The 18,554-nt window shown below is 65.2% G+C and carries 17 protein-coding genes; 10 read left to right on the forward strand and 7 right to left on the reverse strand.

What is annotated here, in order from left to right; genetic code table 11:
- The first annotated feature begins 49 nt into the window (after positions 1-49).
- The 4 genes from EN786_RS28970 to EN786_RS28985 all read left to right on the forward strand — a co-directional run bounded on the left by EN786_RS28970 (position 50) and on the right by EN786_RS28985 (position 3,901).
- Complete coding sequence (locus tag EN786_RS28970) at positions 50-1,138, forward strand: extracellular solute-binding protein (protein WP_127285607.1); 1,089 nt, start codon at positions 50-52, stop codon at positions 1,136-1,138.
- 74 nt (positions 1,139-1,212) lie between these two features.
- Positions 1,213-2,250 carry an ABC transporter ATP-binding protein gene (locus EN786_RS28975; protein ID WP_127309072.1) on the forward strand — a complete coding sequence of 346 codons (1,038 nt, stop codon included), beginning with the start codon at positions 1,213-1,215 and terminating at the stop codon, positions 2,248-2,250.
- Positions 2,247-3,101: an ABC transporter permease gene (locus EN786_RS28980; RefSeq protein ID WP_127285609.1), complete on the forward strand. Its 855-nt coding sequence runs from the start codon at positions 2,247-2,249 to the stop codon at positions 3,099-3,101. The genes EN786_RS28975 and EN786_RS28980 overlap by 4 nt, the downstream gene beginning before the upstream one ends.
- Complete coding sequence (locus EN786_RS28985) at positions 3,101-3,901, forward strand: ABC transporter permease (protein WP_127309085.1); 801 nt, start codon at positions 3,101-3,103, stop codon at positions 3,899-3,901. The genes EN786_RS28980 and EN786_RS28985 overlap by 1 nt, the downstream gene beginning before the upstream one ends.
- Before the next feature lie 45 nt (positions 3,902-3,946).
- Here EN786_RS28985 and EN786_RS28990 read toward each other — a convergent pair whose 3' ends face one another.
- Complete coding sequence (locus tag EN786_RS28990) at positions 3,947-5,350, reverse strand: MATE family efflux transporter (protein WP_135909162.1); 1,404 nt, start codon at positions 5,348-5,350, stop codon at positions 3,947-3,949.
- A 209-nt stretch (positions 5,351-5,559) separates the two neighbouring features.
- On the opposite strand from EN786_RS28990, the gene EN786_RS28995 reads away from it, so the two are divergent.
- From EN786_RS28995 to ugpC, 6 genes are all read left to right on the forward strand, one after another.
- Entirely contained in the window at positions 5,560-6,477 is a 918-nt protein-coding gene (locus EN786_RS28995; RefSeq protein ID WP_127286997.1) for an AraC family transcriptional regulator, read from the forward strand.
- Between the two features lie 240 nt (positions 6,478-6,717).
- Positions 6,718-7,992 (forward strand): extracellular solute-binding protein, encoded by a 1,275-nt coding sequence (locus EN786_RS29000; RefSeq protein WP_127286998.1) that lies wholly within the window; start codon positions 6,718-6,720, stop codon positions 7,990-7,992.
- A gap of 108 nt (positions 7,993-8,100) precedes the next feature.
- Positions 8,101-8,967 (forward strand): sugar ABC transporter permease, encoded by an 867-nt coding sequence (locus tag EN786_RS29005; RefSeq protein ID WP_127286999.1) that lies wholly within the window; start codon positions 8,101-8,103, stop codon positions 8,965-8,967.
- Between the two features lie 11 nt (positions 8,968-8,978).
- A complete protein-coding gene (locus EN786_RS29010; RefSeq protein ID WP_127309070.1) occupies positions 8,979-9,791 on the forward strand; it encodes a carbohydrate ABC transporter permease in 813 nt (270 codons plus the stop codon).
- 15 nt (positions 9,792-9,806) lie between these two features.
- A complete protein-coding gene (locus tag EN786_RS29015) occupies positions 9,807-10,853 on the forward strand; it encodes an NAD(P)-dependent alcohol dehydrogenase (RefSeq protein ID WP_127309069.1) in 1,047 nt (348 codons plus the stop codon).
- A 2-nt stretch (positions 10,854-10,855) separates the two neighbouring features.
- Entirely contained in the window at positions 10,856-11,968 is a 1,113-nt protein-coding gene (gene ugpC, locus EN786_RS29020; RefSeq protein WP_127309068.1) for a sn-glycerol-3-phosphate ABC transporter ATP-binding protein UgpC, read from the forward strand.
- Here the strand turns inward: ugpC and EN786_RS29025 are convergent.
- The 6 genes from EN786_RS29025 to EN786_RS29050 form a co-directional block, all read right to left on the reverse strand.
- On the reverse strand, positions 11,961-13,547 hold the full coding sequence (locus EN786_RS29025) for an FGGY-family carbohydrate kinase (protein WP_135909164.1): 1,587 nt from the start codon (positions 13,545-13,547) through the stop codon (positions 11,961-11,963). The two genes, ugpC and EN786_RS29025, sit on opposite strands and share 8 nt — an antisense overlap.
- Positions 13,544-14,227, reverse strand: a complete 684-nt coding sequence (locus EN786_RS29030) for an HAD family hydrolase (protein WP_127392243.1) — start codon at positions 14,225-14,227, stop codon at positions 13,544-13,546. Before EN786_RS29030 ends, EN786_RS29025 begins: the two co-directional genes overlap by 4 nt.
- 20 nt (positions 14,228-14,247) lie before the next feature.
- Positions 14,248-15,726: a mannitol dehydrogenase family protein gene (locus EN786_RS29035; protein ID WP_127311187.1), complete on the reverse strand. Its 1,479-nt coding sequence runs from the start codon at positions 15,724-15,726 to the stop codon at positions 14,248-14,250.
- 174 nt (positions 15,727-15,900) lie between these two features.
- Positions 15,901-16,671, reverse strand: a complete 771-nt coding sequence (locus tag EN786_RS29040) for an L-iditol 2-dehydrogenase (protein WP_127311186.1) — start codon at positions 16,669-16,671, stop codon at positions 15,901-15,903.
- Positions 16,668-17,672 (reverse strand): ABC transporter ATP-binding protein, encoded by a 1,005-nt coding sequence (locus EN786_RS29045; RefSeq protein ID WP_127282615.1) that lies wholly within the window; start codon positions 17,670-17,672, stop codon positions 16,668-16,670. Before EN786_RS29045 ends, EN786_RS29040 begins: the two co-directional genes overlap by 4 nt.
- A 52-nt stretch (positions 17,673-17,724) precedes the next feature.
- Positions 17,725-18,549, reverse strand: a complete 825-nt coding sequence (locus EN786_RS29050; protein ID WP_126057038.1) for a carbohydrate ABC transporter permease — start codon at positions 18,547-18,549, stop codon at positions 17,725-17,727.
- Between the last annotated feature and the right edge of the window lie 5 nt (positions 18,550-18,554).

An 18,554-nucleotide genomic window follows, 5' to 3' on the forward strand; every position in this document is an offset into this window, starting at 1 on the left:
CAACCAAGGGAACCCGCCGGACAACCGGCACAAACAGAGGAGAATTGAGATGAACAGACTGATCGCAACACCCATCACCCGGCGCGGCGTGCTTGGCGCCGGCCTGGCCGCCGCCGGCGTGCTCGCCATGCCCGCGGTGCTGCGGGCGCAGGACAAGTCGCTGAAGGTCGGCGTCTATGGCGGCTATTTCAAGAAATCGTTCGACGAGCATGTCTTTCCGGAATTCACCAAGGCAACCGGCATCGCGGTGGAATCGGTCGCCGAGCCGACCGGCGAGGCCTGGCTGGTGCAGCTCGAGCAGGCGGCCAAGGCCGGACAGGCGCCGGCCGACCTTTCGATGATGTCGCAGACCTCGACGCTGAAGGGCCAGTCGACCGAACTGTGGACGCCGCTCGACACCTCGAAGTTCAAGCACTATGGCGACCTCCTGCCCCGCTTCATCAACAAGTATCCGGACGGCCGCGTCGCCGGCATCGGCGCGGTGGCCTGGTGGATCACGCTGGTCACCAACACCGACGTCTACAAGGACGCGCCGACCTCGTGGGCAGCACTCTGGGACAAGGCCAACGAGGACAAGCTCGGCCTGCTGGCGCTCGCCTCCAACTCGTTCCTGCTCGAAGTGACGGCCAAGACCTTCATGGGTGGCACCAACGCGCTCGACACCGAAGACGGGCTGAACAAGGCGTTCGAGAAACTCGCCGAGCTCAAGCCGAATGTCCGGCTGTGGTATCGCGACGAGGCGCAGTTCGAGCAGGCGCTGAAGTCGGGCGAGATCCCGATGGGCCAGTACTACCACGACGTCACCGGGCTTGCGGCCGCCGACGGCTTCCATGTCCGCTCGACCTTCCCGAAGGAAGGCGGCATCCAGGATTCCGGCAACTGGGTGCTGTCGCGCGCCTCGACCAAGGTCGAGGAAGCGCACGCCTTCATCGACTTCATGAGCCAGCCTTCGATGCAGGGCGTGATGTCGCGCAAGGTCGGCACCACGCCGACGTTGAAGAAGGAGGTGCTCGACCTCAAGCCGGAGGAGTTCGCCGCCGTGTCGTCGGACATCGAGCCGATCATCCCGCGCTACGACCTCTATACGTCGAAGGCCGACTGGATCAACCAGAAGTGGACCGAGCTGATCGTCGGCTAAGCACCAGCTGAAACCGGCCGCCGGGCATCTGCCCGGCGGCCCTTGCGGTGCAACGTCCTGAGAGAGGGGTGAGCATGTCCGGATTGAACATAAACGCCATCACCAAGAAATTCGGCGTCTTCGCCGCCGTCGACAATGTCCAGCTCAACGTGCCGCACGGCACCTTCGTCTGCCTGCTCGGCCCGTCGGGCTGCGGCAAGACCACGCTGCTGCGCATGATCGCCGGGCTGGAGGAACCGACCAGCGGCGCCATCGTTCTCGATGGCGAGGACATCACGCCGCTGCCGACGCACAAGCGCAATCTCGGCATGGTGTTCCAGTCGCTGGCGCTGTTTCCGCATCTTTCGGTCGGCGACAACATCTCCTACGCGCTGCGCATCCGCGGCGCCTCCAGGGATGAGCAGAAGAAGCGGGTCGACGAACTGCTGACGCTGATCCACCTGGAGGGCTTCGCCGACCGTCCGGTGGCGAAGCTGTCGGGCGGCCAGCGCCAGCGCGTGGCGATCGCCCGCGCCCTCGCTCTGTCGCCGAAACTGTTCCTGCTCGACGAGCCGCTGTCGGCGCTCGACGCCAAACTGCGCGAGGCGATGCAGGTGGAACTGCGCCAGCTGCAGCAGAGCCTCGGCATAACCACCATCGTCGTCACCCACGACCAGCGCGAGGCGATGACCATGGCCGACCTCGTCGTCGTCATGGGCCACGGCAAGATATTGCAGGCGGCGCCGCCGATCGAAATCTACCGCAAGCCGGCCGACGCCTTCGTCGCCGACTTCATCGGCATCACCAATCTCCTGCCGGCGGAAGTCGACAGTGCCGGGCGCACGACGATCCTCGGCACCGCCATTGCGGGCCTCGCCATGCCGGCCGGCATGACCAAGGCTTCGGTGTCGATCCGTCCCGAGGATGTGCATCTCGGCGAGCCTGCCGGCGGCGCCATCACCGGCCAGGTCAGCTTCGTGCGCGACCTCGGCGGCACGATCGAGACCTTCATCGAGGTGGGCAACACCAGCATCGTCGCGGTGACGACCCCGCGCGAAAGGCACGACGTGCCGGTCGGCGCCAAGGTCGGCGTCGTGCTGCCGCCGGAAAGCTGCGTGGTGCTCGGCTCATGAGACGCGAAGCCCCCAGGTCGCTAGCCGACTATACGCCGCTGTTCTTTCCCGGCCTGATGCTGATCGTCTTCTTCGTCGTGCCGTTCTCGACGATGATCGCGGTCAGCTTCTTCAAGCGCAATCCGTCCGGCTTCTACACGCCGGATTTCGTCATCGACAATTACGCTCGCTTCCTGTCGACCTTCTTCGGCGGCGTGCTCGGCTTCTCGCTGATGCTGGCGGTGCTGGTCGCCGTCTGCTGCGTGGCGATCGGCTTTCCCTTCACCTACCTTTTGACCCGGCGGCCGCGCCGCGTGCAGACGCTGTGGCTGGTCGGCCTCTTGTCGGTGTTGTCGCTATCGGAGGTCATCATCGGCTTTGCCTGGTCGACGCTGTTCTCGCGCACGGCGGGCATCACCAACCTTCTGGTGGCGGTCGGGCTGATGGACAAGCCGGTGGCGCTGCTGCCGACCTTCGGCGCGGTGCTGACCGGCATGGTCTACCAGGCGCTGCCCTACACGATCCTGGTGCTCTACCCGGCGCTTGTCCGTCTCGACCCGACCTTGCTGGAGGCGGCGCGCACGCTCGGCGCCTCGCCGGTCAGGGCCTTCTTCAACGTTGTCGCGCCGGCGCTCAGGAACACCATCGTGGCGACGCTGATCATGGTCTTCGTCTTCGCGCTCGGCTCCTATCTTTTGCCGCAGATCCTCGGGCGGCCGCAGCATTGGACGCTCTCGGTGCTGATCACCGACCAGGCGATCTACCAGTCCAACATGCCTTTCGCGGCGGCGATGGCGGTGTTCCTGGTGCTGATCTCGCTGGCACTGGTCGGCATGACGCTGCTCGTCGGACGCAGGGAGAACGCGCTATGATCGAGACCTGGCTCCGCCGCCTCTATTTCGGCCTCGTCGCGCTGTTCCTGGCAGCGCCGCTCATCGTCGTCGCCGGCGTCTCGGTCAATTCGCGGCAGGAACTCACCTTCCCGCCGGTCGGCTTCTCGCTCGCCTGGTACGCGCAGATCTTCACCGATCCGGAATGGCGGCTGGCGCTGATCCATTCGGTGACGCTCGCCGTCTGCTCGGCGGCGATCGCGGTGGCCATCGCGCTGCCGCTTGCCTGGTTCCTGTGGCGGCGCATCGCGCCATGGGCGAACATCTTCCAGGTGCTGGGGCTGGCGCCCTTCATCCTGCCGCCGGTCATCACGGCGCTCGGCTTCCTGAGCTTCTGGGCGACGGTCGGGCTGTTCGGCCAGTTCTTCACCGCCATCATCAGCCACGCGATCTTCTTCGTGACGCTGCCGCTGGTGACGCTGTCGCTGGGTTTCGCCTCGATCGACCGCTCGCTGGTCGAGGCGGCGGCGACCATGGGCGCCGACGACCGCACCGTCTTGAAGACCGTGGTGCTGCCGTTGATCCTGCCCTATCTCGTCTCGGGCTACGCCTTCGCCTTCGTGCTGTCGCTCAACGAATACATCGTCGCCTACATGACGATCGGCTTCACCACCGAGACACTGCCGATCAAGATCTTCAACGCGCTGCGCTACGGCTACACGCCGACCATGGCCGCGGTGTCAGTGTTCTTCGTCGCGGTGGCGGCGCTGGTGTTCGGCTCGATCGCGCGCTTCGGCGACATCCGCAGGCTGCTGGGCGCCATGTCTTCCGACGGCAATTGAGCAAGCCATGAAACGAACGGCCACCGATCTCGGTGGCCGCTCTCTTCAATGCCCGAAGGCGAGCTGCGGCGTGATGCGGTCGCGCCGCAGCCAGCGCGCCAGCAGAAGCGCGGCCACCACGGCCAGCCCCGACGCCAGGCCGATCCAGATGCCGACGCCGTTGAAGCCGAGATGGAAGGCGAGCAGCACGCCGAGCGGCAGGCCGATGCCCCAATAGCCGATCGCGGCGTAGATCATCGGCACCTTGGTGTCGTGCAGGCCGCGCAGCATGCCGGCGGCCACCGCCTGCGCGCCGTCGAAGATCTGGAACAGCGCCGCAAACGCCAGGAAGGAGACCGCAAGCGCGATCACCCTGGCATTGGCCGGATCGCTCAGATCGATGAAGGCGCTGATCAGCAAATGCGGCCAGAGAATCATCACCAGCCCCATCAACGCCATGGAGGAAACGCCGATGACGAAAGCGGTCCAGCCGGCGCGCGAGACGCCCTCCGGGTTGCCGGCCCCATGAGCCAAGCCAACGCGCACGGTGACGGCCTGGTTGAGGCCGAGCGGCACCATGAAGGAGATCGAGGCGATCTGGATGGCGATGGCGTGCGCGGCAAGCGAGTCCGCGTCGATCAGGCCCATCAGCAGTGCCGCCGCGTTGAAGATGGTCACCTCGAAGGCGAGGATGCCGGCGATCGGCAGGCCGAGCCTGAGCAGACCCTTGAAGCGCGGCCAGTCGGAGCGCCAGAAGCGGCCGAACAGGTGGTAGCGGCGGAATTTTTTCTCCACGAGCAGCACCGCCGCCAGGCCGCAGAACATCAGCATGCTGGACAGCGTGGTGGCGAGGCCGGAGCCGGAAATGCCCATCGCAGCGACGCCGAGATTGCCGAACATGAACACCCAGTTGAAGAAGGCGTTGCAGGCGACGGCGACGAAGACGATGACCAGCGCCCAGCCCGGCCGCTCCAGCGCCGAGATGAAGGAACGCAGCACGATATAGCCATAGAAGGGCAGCACCGCCCATTCCAGCCAGCGCAGATAGATGCCGGCCTGATGCGCCAGCCTGGGCTCCTGGCCCATCGCCAGAAGCACGCTCTCGCCGTGCCAGAGGAAGACCCAGATCGGGATCGAGATCAGGATCGCCAGCCACAGGCCCTGGCGCACGGTGCGGCGCAGGTCGCGCACCGAATGGCGGCGGCGACCGAGCTCGGTCGCCATCATCGGCGAGGTCGCCAGCATCAGGCCAAGACCGAAGATCAGTGGCATGAAATAGAGGTTGGCGCCGAGCGCGCCGGCTGCCAGCGTGTCCGGCCCCAGCCGACCCATCATCATGACGTCGGTCGCGGTCATGGCGGTCTGGCCGAGATTGGTCAGCACCATCGGCCAGGCAAGCGCAAGCGTTGCCCTGATTTCCTGACGCCAAAGATTTTCCGGCGCGCGAGCGCCGGCTTCGATCGCAGACATTGTCCTGCTCTTCAGACCACGGCGCGTCGGGACAGAGCCCGGAAGCCGCACACAAACGGCGCAAAATGGCGCCGTTTGCGTCGTCTATTGAACGAAACGCGACATGAAGGCAAGGGAGGACGGGCGGCGAACCATTGAGCCAGCGGCGCCGGCGCCTCGTTCACTTGCCGCGCGGAGGCTGCTACGGGTTTCCGGGACGGGAGGAATGGATGACGTTCAGGCAAAGGAAAAATACCGCCGCGATCCCGCGCACCGTGCCCTCCTTCGAGCATATCGTCACCGAAGCGAGCGACAGTTTCCTGTGGCGGCTGGACGACTACCCGTGGGAACGCAACGTCTGGAACTTCCATCCGGAATACGAAATCCATTTGCTCAGGAAATCGTCGGGCGTGGCGCTGGTGGGCGATCATATCGGCGAGTTCGGGCCGGGTTACCTGGCGATCGTCGGCGGTGGCCTGCCGCATGACTGGGTGACGGCCGTGCAGCCCGGCGAGCTGATCGAAGGGCGCGATATCGTGTTGCAGTTCGATCCGCAGCGGCTGCGCGGCTCGGCGGGCCTGCTGCCGGAGCTGCGCGAGCTGGAGCCGTTCCTGGAGCGGTCGCTGCGCGGCATGGTCTTCCACGGACAGACGGCAATCGACGGCGCCGCGCTGATGGAACGGATGGGCACGGTGCACGGGCTGCCGCGGCTCTGCCTGTTCCTCGAGCTGGTCGACCTCCTGGCCAGCACCGACGAATACGAGCTGTTGTCGTCGCCGGATTTCTCGCCGCTGCTCGACGCCCAATCGCTCGACATCATTCAGCGCACGCTGACCTATCTGTTCCAGCACTTCGCCGAGGACCTGAAGCTGCCGGATGTGGCGGAGCTGGCCGGGATGAGCGAAAGCACATTCTCGCGCTTCTTCCAGAAGAACACGGGCAACAGCTTCAGCGACCATGTCGCCAAGCTCAGGCTGTGGCAGGCCTGCAAGCTGCTCTCCGATACCGACATCCCGATCACCGACATCTGCTTCCAGGTCGGCTACATGAACATTTCCAACTTCAACCGCGCCTTCCTGCGCAAGCACAAGATGACGCCGTCATCCTACCGCAAGCTGTCGCGGCAGCGGCTGGCGATGCGGGCCTGATCCGGTCGAGAACCGACCCCCAAAACAGCACTGATACTCGTGTGACAGGTCGGTCCCGCCTTGGCGGTTTTTTGCGCCGCACAATGCATAAAAGTACAGGTTTGCTGCAACGGGGCTTCTAGCCTCCCCCTTTGCAACTCCTCATTTTGGCGACGGGTGGCAAGTCGCTCGGGCGACGGTGAGGGTCGCTTAGCCCGAGGACAGCCGCTTCCCGCGACGATTCCTGGAGGAGAAAAACCAATGAAATCAACTCGGCTCGCTGCCAGCCTGGGCGCAGCTTTCGTGCTTACCGCATCCGCTTCAACGATGGCGCTGGCGCAGGCGCCGGTCTGCTCAGCGCCGGTCAAGGTGCTGGCGCAGCCGCGCGACGGACTGACGCTGCTGGAGGACTCCAAGGACGAGTTCAAGAAGCTCTCCGGCGCCGGCTTCCAGATCGACTACCTCAACGAGAACGACCGCCGGGCAAAGTCGCGCGCCGATGCGTCCACCGTCGGCAACTACAACGTCTACTATGTCGACGAAGCCAATGTCGCGCTGTTCGCGTCGTCCGGTTGGATCGCGCCGCTCGCCGATTATTATCCGGCTGAATATGATTTCGCCGATTTCGATCCGGGCCGGCAGAAGGTCGCCACCTATGACGGCAAGGTCTGGTTCGCGCCGCTGACCGGCGGTGGCGACCTGATGGTCTATCGCAAGGACATTCTGGAGGCCGCCGGCATCCAGCCGCCGAAGACGCTGGACGAGCTGCTCGCCGACGTGCCGAAGCTGACCAATGCCGACAAGGGCATGTATGGCATCGCGCTGCGTGGCGCGCGCGGCTCGGGCGCCAATGTCTGGCGCTGGATGCCCTACTTCAAGGCCTATGGCGGCAAGTGGTTCGACGGCGACAAGCCGGCTTTCAATTCGGACGCCGCCGTCAAGGCGACCGAGACCTACCTCAAGCTGTTCAAGGATTCGGCGCCCGGCACGCAGACCGGCAGCTGGGATGAATCGACCGGCGCCTTCCTCTCCGGCCAGGTCGCCATCCTCGTCGAATCGACGCCGCTGTCGGGCATGGCAGTCGATCCGAAAACCTCGCAGGTGGTCGGCAAGGTCGGCTTCCTGCCGCCGCCCGCGCCGCTGCCTGGCGGCGGCTACGGCCATGGCCTCGCCATCGCGACGAAGGCCAATCCGGACGACGCCTCGAAGAAGTGCGCCGGCTTGTTCGTCGCCTGGGCGACATCGAAGGAGAACGAAAAGCGCCGGCTCGACGCGCACCAGTTCGGCGAGCTCAACCGCACCAGCATCCTGTCCAGCAAGGAATTCGCCGACATCTACGGCGCCGATCTCGGCCAGGCGCTGGCCGAAACCGGCAAGGTGACGGCGGTGAACTTCTGGCAGGATCCGCGCTGGCCGGATCTCGGCGACCGCTGGGGCATCATCCTCGAGGAGCTGGTCACCGGCACGCGCACCGACATCAAGGGCAGCCTCAACGAACTCGAGGCCTACGCCAACGAGCTGGTGAAGAAGAAGTAGTCCTCCCGCCGCGGCGCGCGGTCCACGGCATTCGCCGGAATGCCGGGACCTGCGCGCCGCGTGTTTTCTCAAGATAGCCAACACCGAAAAGGCCCGCGAGGATAGGCCATGCGCCGACGCTCTTCCCTGCCCGTCACATTTCTTGTCCCGACGCTCGCCATCTTGCTGGTGCTGTCGATGGTGCCGACGCTCTACGCCATCGTCATCGCCCTGCAGAACCGCGAGCTGAGTTCGCCGGGCTATTCCTGGGTCTGGTTCTCGAATTTCGCCGACCTTTTCCTCGACCGCCGCTTCCTCAACGCCGTCTGGGTCTCGGTCAAATGGGAGATCGTCACCGTCGTGGCAACGATGGTGGTGGCCATCGGCCTCGGCGTGCTGATGTTCGAAGTGGCGTCGCCGCGGCTGCGCAATGTCTACTGCCTGCTGTTCATCATCCCGGTGCTGCTGCCGCGCGTCTCCGCGGCCTTCGTGTGGAAGTTCGCCTATCATCCGCTCTACGGCATCGCCACCTATCCCTACCGGCTGGTCACCGGCGGCCTGATCTTAGATCCACTCTCCAAGGCCTCGACCGCCCTGTTCGCCGTCGCCTCGGTCGATGTCTGGCAGTGGGGTCTGTTCTTCGCGGTGATCGTGCTGAAGCTGCTCGAGACATTGCCGCCGCAGCCGATCGAGGCGGCGCGGCTCGATCATGCGAGGCGCTGGCAGATCCACGCCTACGTCACGCTGCCGATGCTCAAGGCGCCGCTGATCAGCCTGATGTTCGTCAAGATGATCGAATCGCTGCGCTCTTTCGACCTGATCTATGTGATGACACGCGGCGGGCCGGGCGTGGCGACCGAGACGCTCGACATGTACGCGTTCTCGCAAGGCTTCATCGAGTCCGGCAAGGTCTCCTACGCGTCGGCCATGGCGGTGCTGATGATGATCGCCACCGTGATCACCTTCACCATGCTGTGGAAGCGGGTGCAGACATGAGGCCATACCGCATGCGACCGGGCCGCTTGATCGCCAAGGCCATCCTGGCGCTGGCCGGATTCCTCGCCGTGTTCCCGCTCGTCTGGACGGCGCTCAATGCGCTGAAGAACAACGTCGATATCATCACGCGGGTGCCGCGCCTGGTGTTCACGCCGACCTTTGCCAACATCAGCTATATAATCGGCCGCGACAGCGTAATGACCGGGCTCTACAACTCGGTCGTCGCCTGCGGCTTGGCCGTGCTGATCGGCGTCGTTCTCGGCCTGCCGGCGGCCTACGCGGTGGCGCGCTATCCCAACCGCTTCGCCGGCGACATCCAGTTCTTCGTCTTGTCGCTGCGCTTCCTGCCGCCGGTGGCGGTGGCCATACCGCTGATGGTGATCTGGCTGCAGATCGGCCTCTACGACACGCTGCCGGCGCTGATCGTCACCTATTCGCTGCTCACCATATCGGTGATCATGTGGCTCGCCATTCCGGCCTTCCAAAGCGTGCCGAAGGAGATTGAGGAAGCGGCCTTCGTCGACGGCTACGGCGCCTATTCGGTGTTCTGGCGGATCGCGCTGCCGGTCGCGGCGCGCTCGCTCGCCGGCGCCATCGCGTTCAGCTTCGTGCTGGTCTGGAACGAGTTCCTGATCGCGCTGATGCTGTCCAGCTCCAACGCCAAGACGCTGCCGATCGTCGCTTCGGAATTGTCGCAGCAAGGCATGAACGTGCCGTGGGGCATCCTCAATGCCTCGGTCGTGCTCCTGTCGCTGCCGCCGCTGCTGTTCCTCGGCGTGCTCAGCGGCTTCCTGAATTCCGTTTTCCGGCAAAAGAAGAGTTGATGCGAGGATTACCCGATGCAGGCACTGGTACTTGAGAAAAAGGGCGAGCTGTCGCTGCGCGAGATCGCGCTGCCGCTCGATGTCGGACCGGACGACGTCAGGATCGCCATCCACACCGTCGGCGTCTGCGGCAGCGACGTGCACTACTACACGCACGGCGCCATCGGCAGCTACATAGTGCGCCAGCCGATGGTGCTCGGCCATGAGGCGTCAGGCACGATCATCGAGGTCGGCGCCAACGTCGCGAGCCTGAAGGTCGGCGACCGCGTCTGCATGGAGCCCGGCGTGCCTAACCTGTCGTCGCGCGCGACGAAGCTCGGCATCTACAATGTCGATCCGGACGTGCGTTTCTGGGCGACGCCGCCGGTGCATGGCGTGCTTGCGCCTTTCGCGGTGCATCCGGCCGCCTTCACCTACAAATTGCCGGACAATGTCTCCTTCGCCGAAGGCGCCATGGTCGAACCCTTCGCCATCGGCATGCAGGCAGCGGCGCGGGCGCGCATCGTGCCCGGCGATGTCGCCGTCGTCGTCGGCTGCGGCCCGATCGGCATCATGATCGCGCTGGCGGCGCTGGCGGGCGGCTGCTCGAAGGTGCTGATCTCCGATTTCTCGGCGCCCAAGCTGAAGATCGCCGCGCAGTATCAAGGCATCATGCCGGTCAATATCGGCGAGCAGTCGCTGGTCGACGCCGTCGCGGCCGCGACCGGCGGTTGGGGCGCCGACATCGTATTCGAAGCCAGCGGCAACCCGAAAGCCTTCGCCAATTTGTTCGACATCGTGCGGCCAGGCGGCGCGGTGGTGCTGGTCGGACTGCCGGTGGAGCCGGTCAGCCTCGACGTGCCGGCGGCGATCTCGAAGGAAGCGCGCATCGAGACGGTGTTCCGCTACGCCAACATCTTCGACCGCGCCCTGCAATTGATCGCCTCCGGCAAGGTCGACCTCAAGCCGCTGATCACCGGCACATATGATTTCTCGGACAGCATCAAGGCCTTCGAGCGGGCGGCCGAGGGCAACCCGCAGGACGTCAAGCTGCAGATCCTGCTTACCGGCGAGAAGGGCTGACCATGTCCGCGATCGTTTGCTCCCATGTCGACAAGGCCTACGGCGCAACCGCCGTCATCCGAGATCTCAATCTCAGCATAGAAGAGCACGAATTCGTCGTGTTCCTCGGCCCGTCAGGCTGCGGCAAGTCCACGCTGCTCAGGATGCTCGCCGGGCTGGAGGACATCACTGGCGGCGAGGTCTCGATCGGCGGCAAGGTGGTCAACGACCTCGAGCCCGGCGACCGCGGCATCGCCATGGTGTTCCAGAACTACGCGCTCTATCCACATATGACGATCTTCGACAACATCGCCTTCGGGCTGCGACGGCAGAAAGTGCCGGCGGCCGAGATCGTGAAACGGGTCGAGGCGGTTTCCCGGACGCTGGGGCTCGACCCCTATCTCGGCCGCAAGCCGACCGAGCTTTCCGGCGGCCAGCAGCAACGCGTTGCGATCGCGCGCGCCATGATCAAGACGCCGAAAGTGTTCCTGTTCGACGAGCCGCTGTCCAATCTCGACGCCAAGCTGCGCAACCATATGCGCATCGAGATCGCAAGGCTGCACCAGTCGCTCAAGACGACGACCGTCTACGTCACCCACGACCAGCTCGAGGCGATGACGCTGGCCGACCGCATCGTGCTGCTCAGGGATGGCGTCATCGAGCAGGTCGGCTCGCCGGCGGAGATCTATCGCCGGCCCGGCAACCTGTTCGTGGCCGGCTTCATCGGCACGCCGAACATGAATTTCGTCGAGGTGACGGTCGGCCGCGCGGGAGACGGCTGGTCGCTTACCGGCGCCGGAACGGTGCTTTCGCTGGACGGCTCGGCCTTCCATCTCCAGCATGGCGATCGCGCCGTGCTCGGGATCCGGCCTCCCGACCTGAAGACGGCAGGCGCCGATGCCGGGCGGAACCTGCTGCAGGGCACCGCGGACCTCATCGAATTCCACGGCAATGACGCGCTGGTGACGTTCGGCTCCGGCGGCAAGGAGATCAGCGCGTTGGTGCCGGCGCGCGAATGCCCAGCGTTGCGCGCGCCTGTGCGCTACACATTCGACGAGGAAAGCATCCATCTGTTCGACGCGACATCCGGCGCCTCGCTGCGCAAGCCGGAACGAAACGGCAGCCTGCTCAGCTGATCGCGTCGAGCGCCTGCCGCTGCCGGTGCATCTCCAGGAAGATGCGGTAGTCGCGGTCGAAGCGGGCGCCGGCCGCCGGATTGGCGGCGCGCTTCCTGCCGCCCTGCTGCATGGCGACACAGGCGGCGTTCAGATCCGTATAGAGCCCGGCGGCGGTGGCCGCCACCATGCCGGTGCCGAGCAAGACCGCCTCGTCGGCCAGCGGCTCGATGACAGTGCAGCCGGTGGCATCGGCGTAGAGTTCCATCAGCAGCGGGTTCTTGGTGTGGCCGCCGGTGACGTGCAGCGTGTCGATCAAATAGCCGTTCTCGTTCAGCGCTTCCAGCACGTGGCGCACACCGAGCGCGATGCCGACGGCGGTGCGCCAGTAGAGCTTGCACAGGCTGTCGAAGGAGGAGTCCAGCGTCAGGCCGCTGACGACGCCGACGGCGTGCGGGTCGGCCAGCGGCGAGCGGTTGCCGTGGAAATCCGGCAGCACGTGCAGTCTCGCCGCTAATGCCTCGCCCTCGGCGGCGCGCAGTTCGGCGACGCGGCTGGCGATCCTGGCATGCATCGCTGTATTCGGCTCGCCGCCGGCGCCATGCCAGCGGATGATGTGGTCGAGCAGCGCGCCGGTGGCCGACTGGCCGCCTTCCGAGAGCCAGAGCGTCGGCAGCGCCGCGCCATAATAGGGCCCCCAGACGCCGGCGAAGGGCTGCGGGTCGGGCGACATCGCCATGACGCAAGAGGAGGTGCCGGCGATCAGCGCCAGATGTCGGCTGATGTTCTTCTGGTCGCCGGCAAAGCCGCCGAGCACGCCGAGCGCGCCGGCATAGGCGTCGATGACGCCGGCGCCGACCCGGCATTTTTCGCTCAGGCCAAGCTCGGCCGCCGCTTGCGCCGTCAACGGGCCGATATCGGCGCCGACCGGGCTGGCCTTCTCCGGCAAATTGCCGTGCTCGAACAAATCGCCGAGGCCGACGGTCTCGAAGAAGTCGCGCCGCCAGCTTGTCTGCTCATGCGCCAGATAGGTCCATTTGGCGGTCAGGGTGCATTGCGAACGCGCCAGCGAGCCGGTGGCCTTCCAGGTCAGGAAATCGGTGAGGTCGAACAGATAGCCGGCTTCGTTCCACGTTGCTGGCAGATGGCGCTTCAACCACATCAGCTTCGGCGTCGCCATTTCCGGCGACATGACGCCGCCGATATAGTCGAGCACGGCGTGGCCGCTCGCCGTGCACTCGTCGGCCTCGGCGATGGCGCGGTGGTCGAGCCAGACGATGGTGTCCCAGCGCTTTTCGCCGGTGACCGACACGCTGAGCTGTTCGCTATCCCTGCCACGCACCACGAGCGAGCAGGTGGCGTCGAAGGAAATGCCGACGACGTCATCGGCCGCGATCCCCGCCTTGGCGACGGCGGCGCGCACGGCCTTGCAGACCGCCGACCAGATATCGCGCGAATCATGCTCGGCGTGATCGGCCTTGGGCTGATGCATGGCGATCGGATGATCGGCGCGCCCGAGCAAGATGCCATTGACGTCGAGAATGCCCGCGCGGGCGCTCCCGGTGCCGACATCGACCGCGCAAACGAAACTGTTGGTCAAGATGCTTTTACTCTCGCTCCCAGGCCTGCAATCAGATCGGGCAATTGCAGCATGTCAGCGAATATAAAGTCCGGTTCGGTCGACGCAAGCCGCGCTTTCAAGGCGGGGTTGTCGGCATGCGAGCCGCCGGTGAAGGCAAAGACACGCATGCCCGCGGCGCGGGCCGCGGCGACGCCGGCCGGGCTGTCCTCGATGACCAGGCATTTGCGTGGTTTTGCCCGCATGCAGGCAGCGGCATGAAGGAAAAGGTCCGGCGCCGGCTTGCCGCGCTTGACCATGGCGGCGCTGAACAGATGCGGTTCCAGAAGGCCGAGCAGCCCGGTGACATCGAGCGCGTAGCGGATGCGCTCCAGCGTGCCGGAAGAGGCGACGCAGAACGGCAGGCCAAGTCTCGGCAGCACCTCCCTGATGCCGGGGATCGGCTTCAACTCCTCACGGAATTTGCGCATCAGGTCGACGCGCATCGCGGTGAGGTGCTGGTCGCTGATCTCGAGCCCGAACTCGCTGCCGAGGATCTCGCGCACGCTCTTCATGCTCTTGCCGAGGAAATGCTCGTAGGCGGCATCCTCCGAGACCGTACCACCCGCGAGCGCGATCATGCCGAGCAGTGCAGAGACCGAAAGCGCCTCGCTGTCGACCAGCACGCCGTCGCAGTCGAAGATGACCAGTTCGGGCGTCATCCTGGCTGCTTCCGGTGGCTTCAGAGCTTGCCGGCGAGATAGCGCGTCAGCGTCTCGCGCGCGCCGTTTGCCCACAAGACGTTGAGCGCATGGGCAAAGGCCTCGGCGAAGGCGGCGGAGCGGCCGACATCGCCATAGATGTCCTCCATGGCCAGCCAGGCGCCGGGCGCATCCTTCGCCGTCCTGGCGGTCGCCTGCAGGCGATCCCAATTCGGATCGTTGGGCTCGATAACGACGCCACTGTCGGTGGTGCCGAAGCAGTAGCGGCACCACAGCGCCGATTCCAACGCGAGGCCGGCGACGCCCTTGCCCGCCTTTAGCCGGTCGGCGATGGTCGGGATGATGAATTTCGGCTGCCGGTTGGAGCCGTCGAGGCAGAGCCGGCGGATGGTGTCGCCAATCTTGGGGTTGGAGAAGCGGCGCTCGATGAGCTGGTAATAGTCCTCCAGCACCGTGTCCGGCACCGGCGGCACGGTCGGAATGATCTCGTCGCGTTCCAGCTTGGCGAGGAAGCCGCGCACCAGCGGCTCCTGCATCGCCTCGTGGACGAAGTGGATGTCCATCAGTCCGGCCGGATAGGCGATCGTGGCATGACCGCCATTGAGGATACGGATCTTCATCAACTCGTAGGGCGCGACATCGCCGACGAACTGCACGCCGACCTTTTCCAGCGCCGGCCGGCCGGCGGTGAAATGATCCTCCAGCACCCATTGGCGGAACGGCTCGCAGAACACCGGCCAGTTGTCCTCCAGTCCGAAATCGCTGGCCAGGATGCCGCGCTCGCGGTCTGTCGTGGCCGGCGTGATGCGGTCGACCATGCCGTTCGGAAAGGCGACGTTGTCCCGTACCCAGTTGGCCAGATCCTCGTCGATCAGCCGCGCCAGGCCGATGACGCCGTCGGAGGTGACATGGCCGTTATGGGGGATGTTGTCGCAGGACATGACGGTGAACGGCACGATGCCGTCGGCGCGGCGGCGCACCAGCCCTGCAAGGATGAGGCCGAATACGGTCTTCGGCTCCGCACCCGGCTGAGCATCGGCGACGATGTCGGGATGGGTCGGGTTGAAGACACCGGAAGCCGGATCGATGAAATAGCCGCCTTCGGTAATGGTCAGCGAGACGATCCGGATCGCCGGGTCGGCAAGCTGCTCGATGATCGCGGCCGCTTCGCCCGGCATCAGGAAATCGATCATGGCGCCGGTGACGCGGGCGCTCATATGGCCTTGGTCCTGCTCGACCACCGTGGTCAGCCAGTCCTGTTCCTCGAGCTTGCCGCGGCCGATCTTCTCGCCGGCGAAGACGCCGGCGCCGATCAGTGCCCAGTCGTGGCCGAGGCCCGCGTTGAACAGGTCGTCGAGATAGACGGCCTGGTGCGAGCGATGAAAATTGCCAACGCCGAAATGCACGATCCCGGCCTTGAGCCTGGCACGGTCATAGTTCGGACCGGAGACCTTCGGGGGGAGCTTGGCGAGGTTCGAGGAAGAGAGTTTCACGGTCATCTGCTTTTACCCTTTGGCCGATACATGGCCTGACAATTCTCCCAACCCTCGGGAGAAGGAGCGGCAGCGAGGGGCGGCATTTGCCTGCCAGCATTCATGCCGCCCCCGCATGCCCCGGCGGCAGCCTCTCCCCGGAGGAAGGGAGAGGCGCCTTTCCCCCTCAACTCATCCCCGTCAACTCATCCATTGGCCGCCGTCGACATTGTAGGTCTGGGCGACGATGTATTCGGCCTCGTCGCTGGCCAGGAACACGGCCATGCCGGCGAGGTCTTCCGGCTTGCCCATGCGCCCGTAGGGCACGCCCTCGCCGACCAGCCGCTTCTTCTCGCCCTTCGGCCGGTTCTCGTATCTGGCGAACAGCGCATCGACGTGGTCCCACATGTCGCTGTCGACGACGCCGGGAGCGATGCCGTTGACGTTGATGCGGTGCTTGATCAGATCGAGCCCAGCCGACTGGGTGAGCGAGATAACGGCGGCCTTGGTGGCGCAGTAGACGGCGACCAGCGGCTCGCCGCGCCGGCCGGCCTGGCTTGCCATGTTGATGATCCGGCCGCCCTTGCCCCTGGCGATCATCGAACGGGCAGCAGCCTGCAGCATGAACAGCGTGCCGGCGACGTTGACCGAAAACAGCTTGTCGTAGCTCGCCCTGGTTATCTCGACGATCGGCGCGAGGTCGAAGATGGCGGCGTTGTTGATCAAAATGTCGAGGCCGCCGGTCCTGGTCTCCACCGCTTTCACCGCCGCCTCGATGGAGGCCTGATCGGTGACGTCCAGCTTGACGGCGTAGGCCTTGTCGCCGATAGCGGCCGCCGTCTTTTCGGCCGCCGCCAGATCGATGTCGGCAACCGCCACTGTCGCACCCTCGCGCGCGTAGGCTTCGGCGAACGCCTTGCCGATGCCGCGCGCCGACCCGGTGATCAGCGCCGATTTGCCTTTGAGCCTCACCGGGCCATCGCCTTTCCGTCCGGGCCAAAGCGATGCAGCTTGGCCTGGTCGGGCGTCAGATAGATGGTGTCGCCATGATGGACCGCGAGTTCGCCGTCGGCGCGCACCGTCAAGGTGCCGACGCCGTCGGCATGGACATGCAGGAATGTATCGGAACCGAGATGCTCGGCGACGCCGACGGAGGCCTTCCAGTCGCCGGCCGTGGTCGAGATGTTCATGTGCTCGGGGCGGATGCCGATGGTCTTGGCGCTGTATTTCGCCGCCGGCGCGCCTTCGATCAGGTTCATCTTCGGCGAGCCGATGAAGCCGGCGACGAACAGGTTCTTCGGCGTCTTGTAGAGCTCCATCGGCGAGCCGACCTGCTCGACATTGCCGGCGTTGAGCACGACGATCTTGTCGGCCATGGTCATGGCCTCGACCTGGTCGTGGGTGACGTAGATCATCGTCGTCTTGAGCTGGTGGTGCAGTTCGCTGATCTCGAGGCGCATGGTGCCGCGAAGTGCGGCGTCGAGGTTGGACAGCGGCTCGTCGAACAGGAAGGCGGAAGGCTGGCGCACGATAGCGCGGCCGATGGCGACGCGCTGGCGCTGGCCGCCGGAGAGCTGGCCCGGACGACGCTCGAGGTAGTTGGTGAGGTTGAGCACCCGCGCGGCGTCCTTGACCTTCTTGTCGATGGTCGCCTGGTCCTCGCCCGCCATCTTCAGCGGGAAGGCGATGTTCTTGGCGACCGTCATGTGCGGATAGAGCGCATAGGACTGGAACACCATGGCCAGCTTGCGCTTGGCCGGCGCCTCGCCGGTGACGTCGCGGCCGTCGATGTTGATGGTGCCGCCGCTGGTGTCCTCCAGCCCGGCGATCAGCCTGAGCAGCGTGGACTTGCCGCAGCCCGACGGACCGACGAACACGACGAACTCGCCATCCTCGATGACCAGGTCGATGTTCGGAATGATCGTCGTCGACCCAAAGGATTTGGAGACGTTCTTGAGCGTGATGTTTCCCATGGTTTCCTCCCCGAGGGATTATTGTCCGTCGTCCGCCGCTTGCGGCGCCCTACTACTTCACCGCGCCGAACGTCAGGCCGCGCACCAGCTGCTTCTGGCTGAACCAGCCCATGATCAGGATCGGCGCGATGGCCAGCGTCGAGGCCGCCGACAGCTTGGCCCAGAACAGGCCTTGCGGGCTGGAGAAGGAGCTGATGAAGGCGGTCAGCGGCGCCGCCTCGGTGGTGGTCAGCCGGATCGTCCAGAAGGCTTCGTTCCAGGCCAGGATGATGTTCAAGAGCATGGTGGAGGCAATGCCCGGCACCGCCATCGGGGTGAGCACATAGACGATCTCGTTCCACAGCGAGGCGCCGTCCATGCGCGCCGCCTCCAGGATCTCGCCCGGGATCTCGCGGAAATAGGTGTAGAGCATCCACACCACGATCGGCAGGTTGATCAGCATCAGCATGACCATCAGACCGACGCGGCTGTCGAGCAAGCCGGTGTCGCGGAAGATCAGGTAGATCGGGAACAGCACCGCGACCGCCGGCATCATCTTGGTGGACAGCATCCACATCAGGATGTCCTTGGTGCGCTTGGTCGGCGAGAAGGCCATCGACCAGGCCGCCGGGATGGCGATGATGAGCGCCAGGATGGTCGAGCCAACCGACAGGATCACCGAATTCAGGAAGAACTTGAAATAGCCGCTCTGCGCCTGGACCTCGGAATAGCTCTCGAACGTCCCCGAAGGGATCAGGGCGAAGCCCTGGATCGCCTCCTGCTCCGATTTGAACGAAGTGATGATCGTGTAGAGGATCGGGAAGAAGATCAGCAGGGCGACGATCCAGGCCGCCACCGTGGCGATCGTCTTGTGCTGGGTGGTGACTGCGCGTGCCATCTTAT

The sequence above is a fragment of the Mesorhizobium sp. M4B.F.Ca.ET.143.01.1.1 genome (genome assembly GCF_004792275.1).
Taxonomy (GTDB): domain Bacteria; phylum Pseudomonadota; class Alphaproteobacteria; order Rhizobiales; family Rhizobiaceae; genus Mesorhizobium; species Mesorhizobium abyssinicae.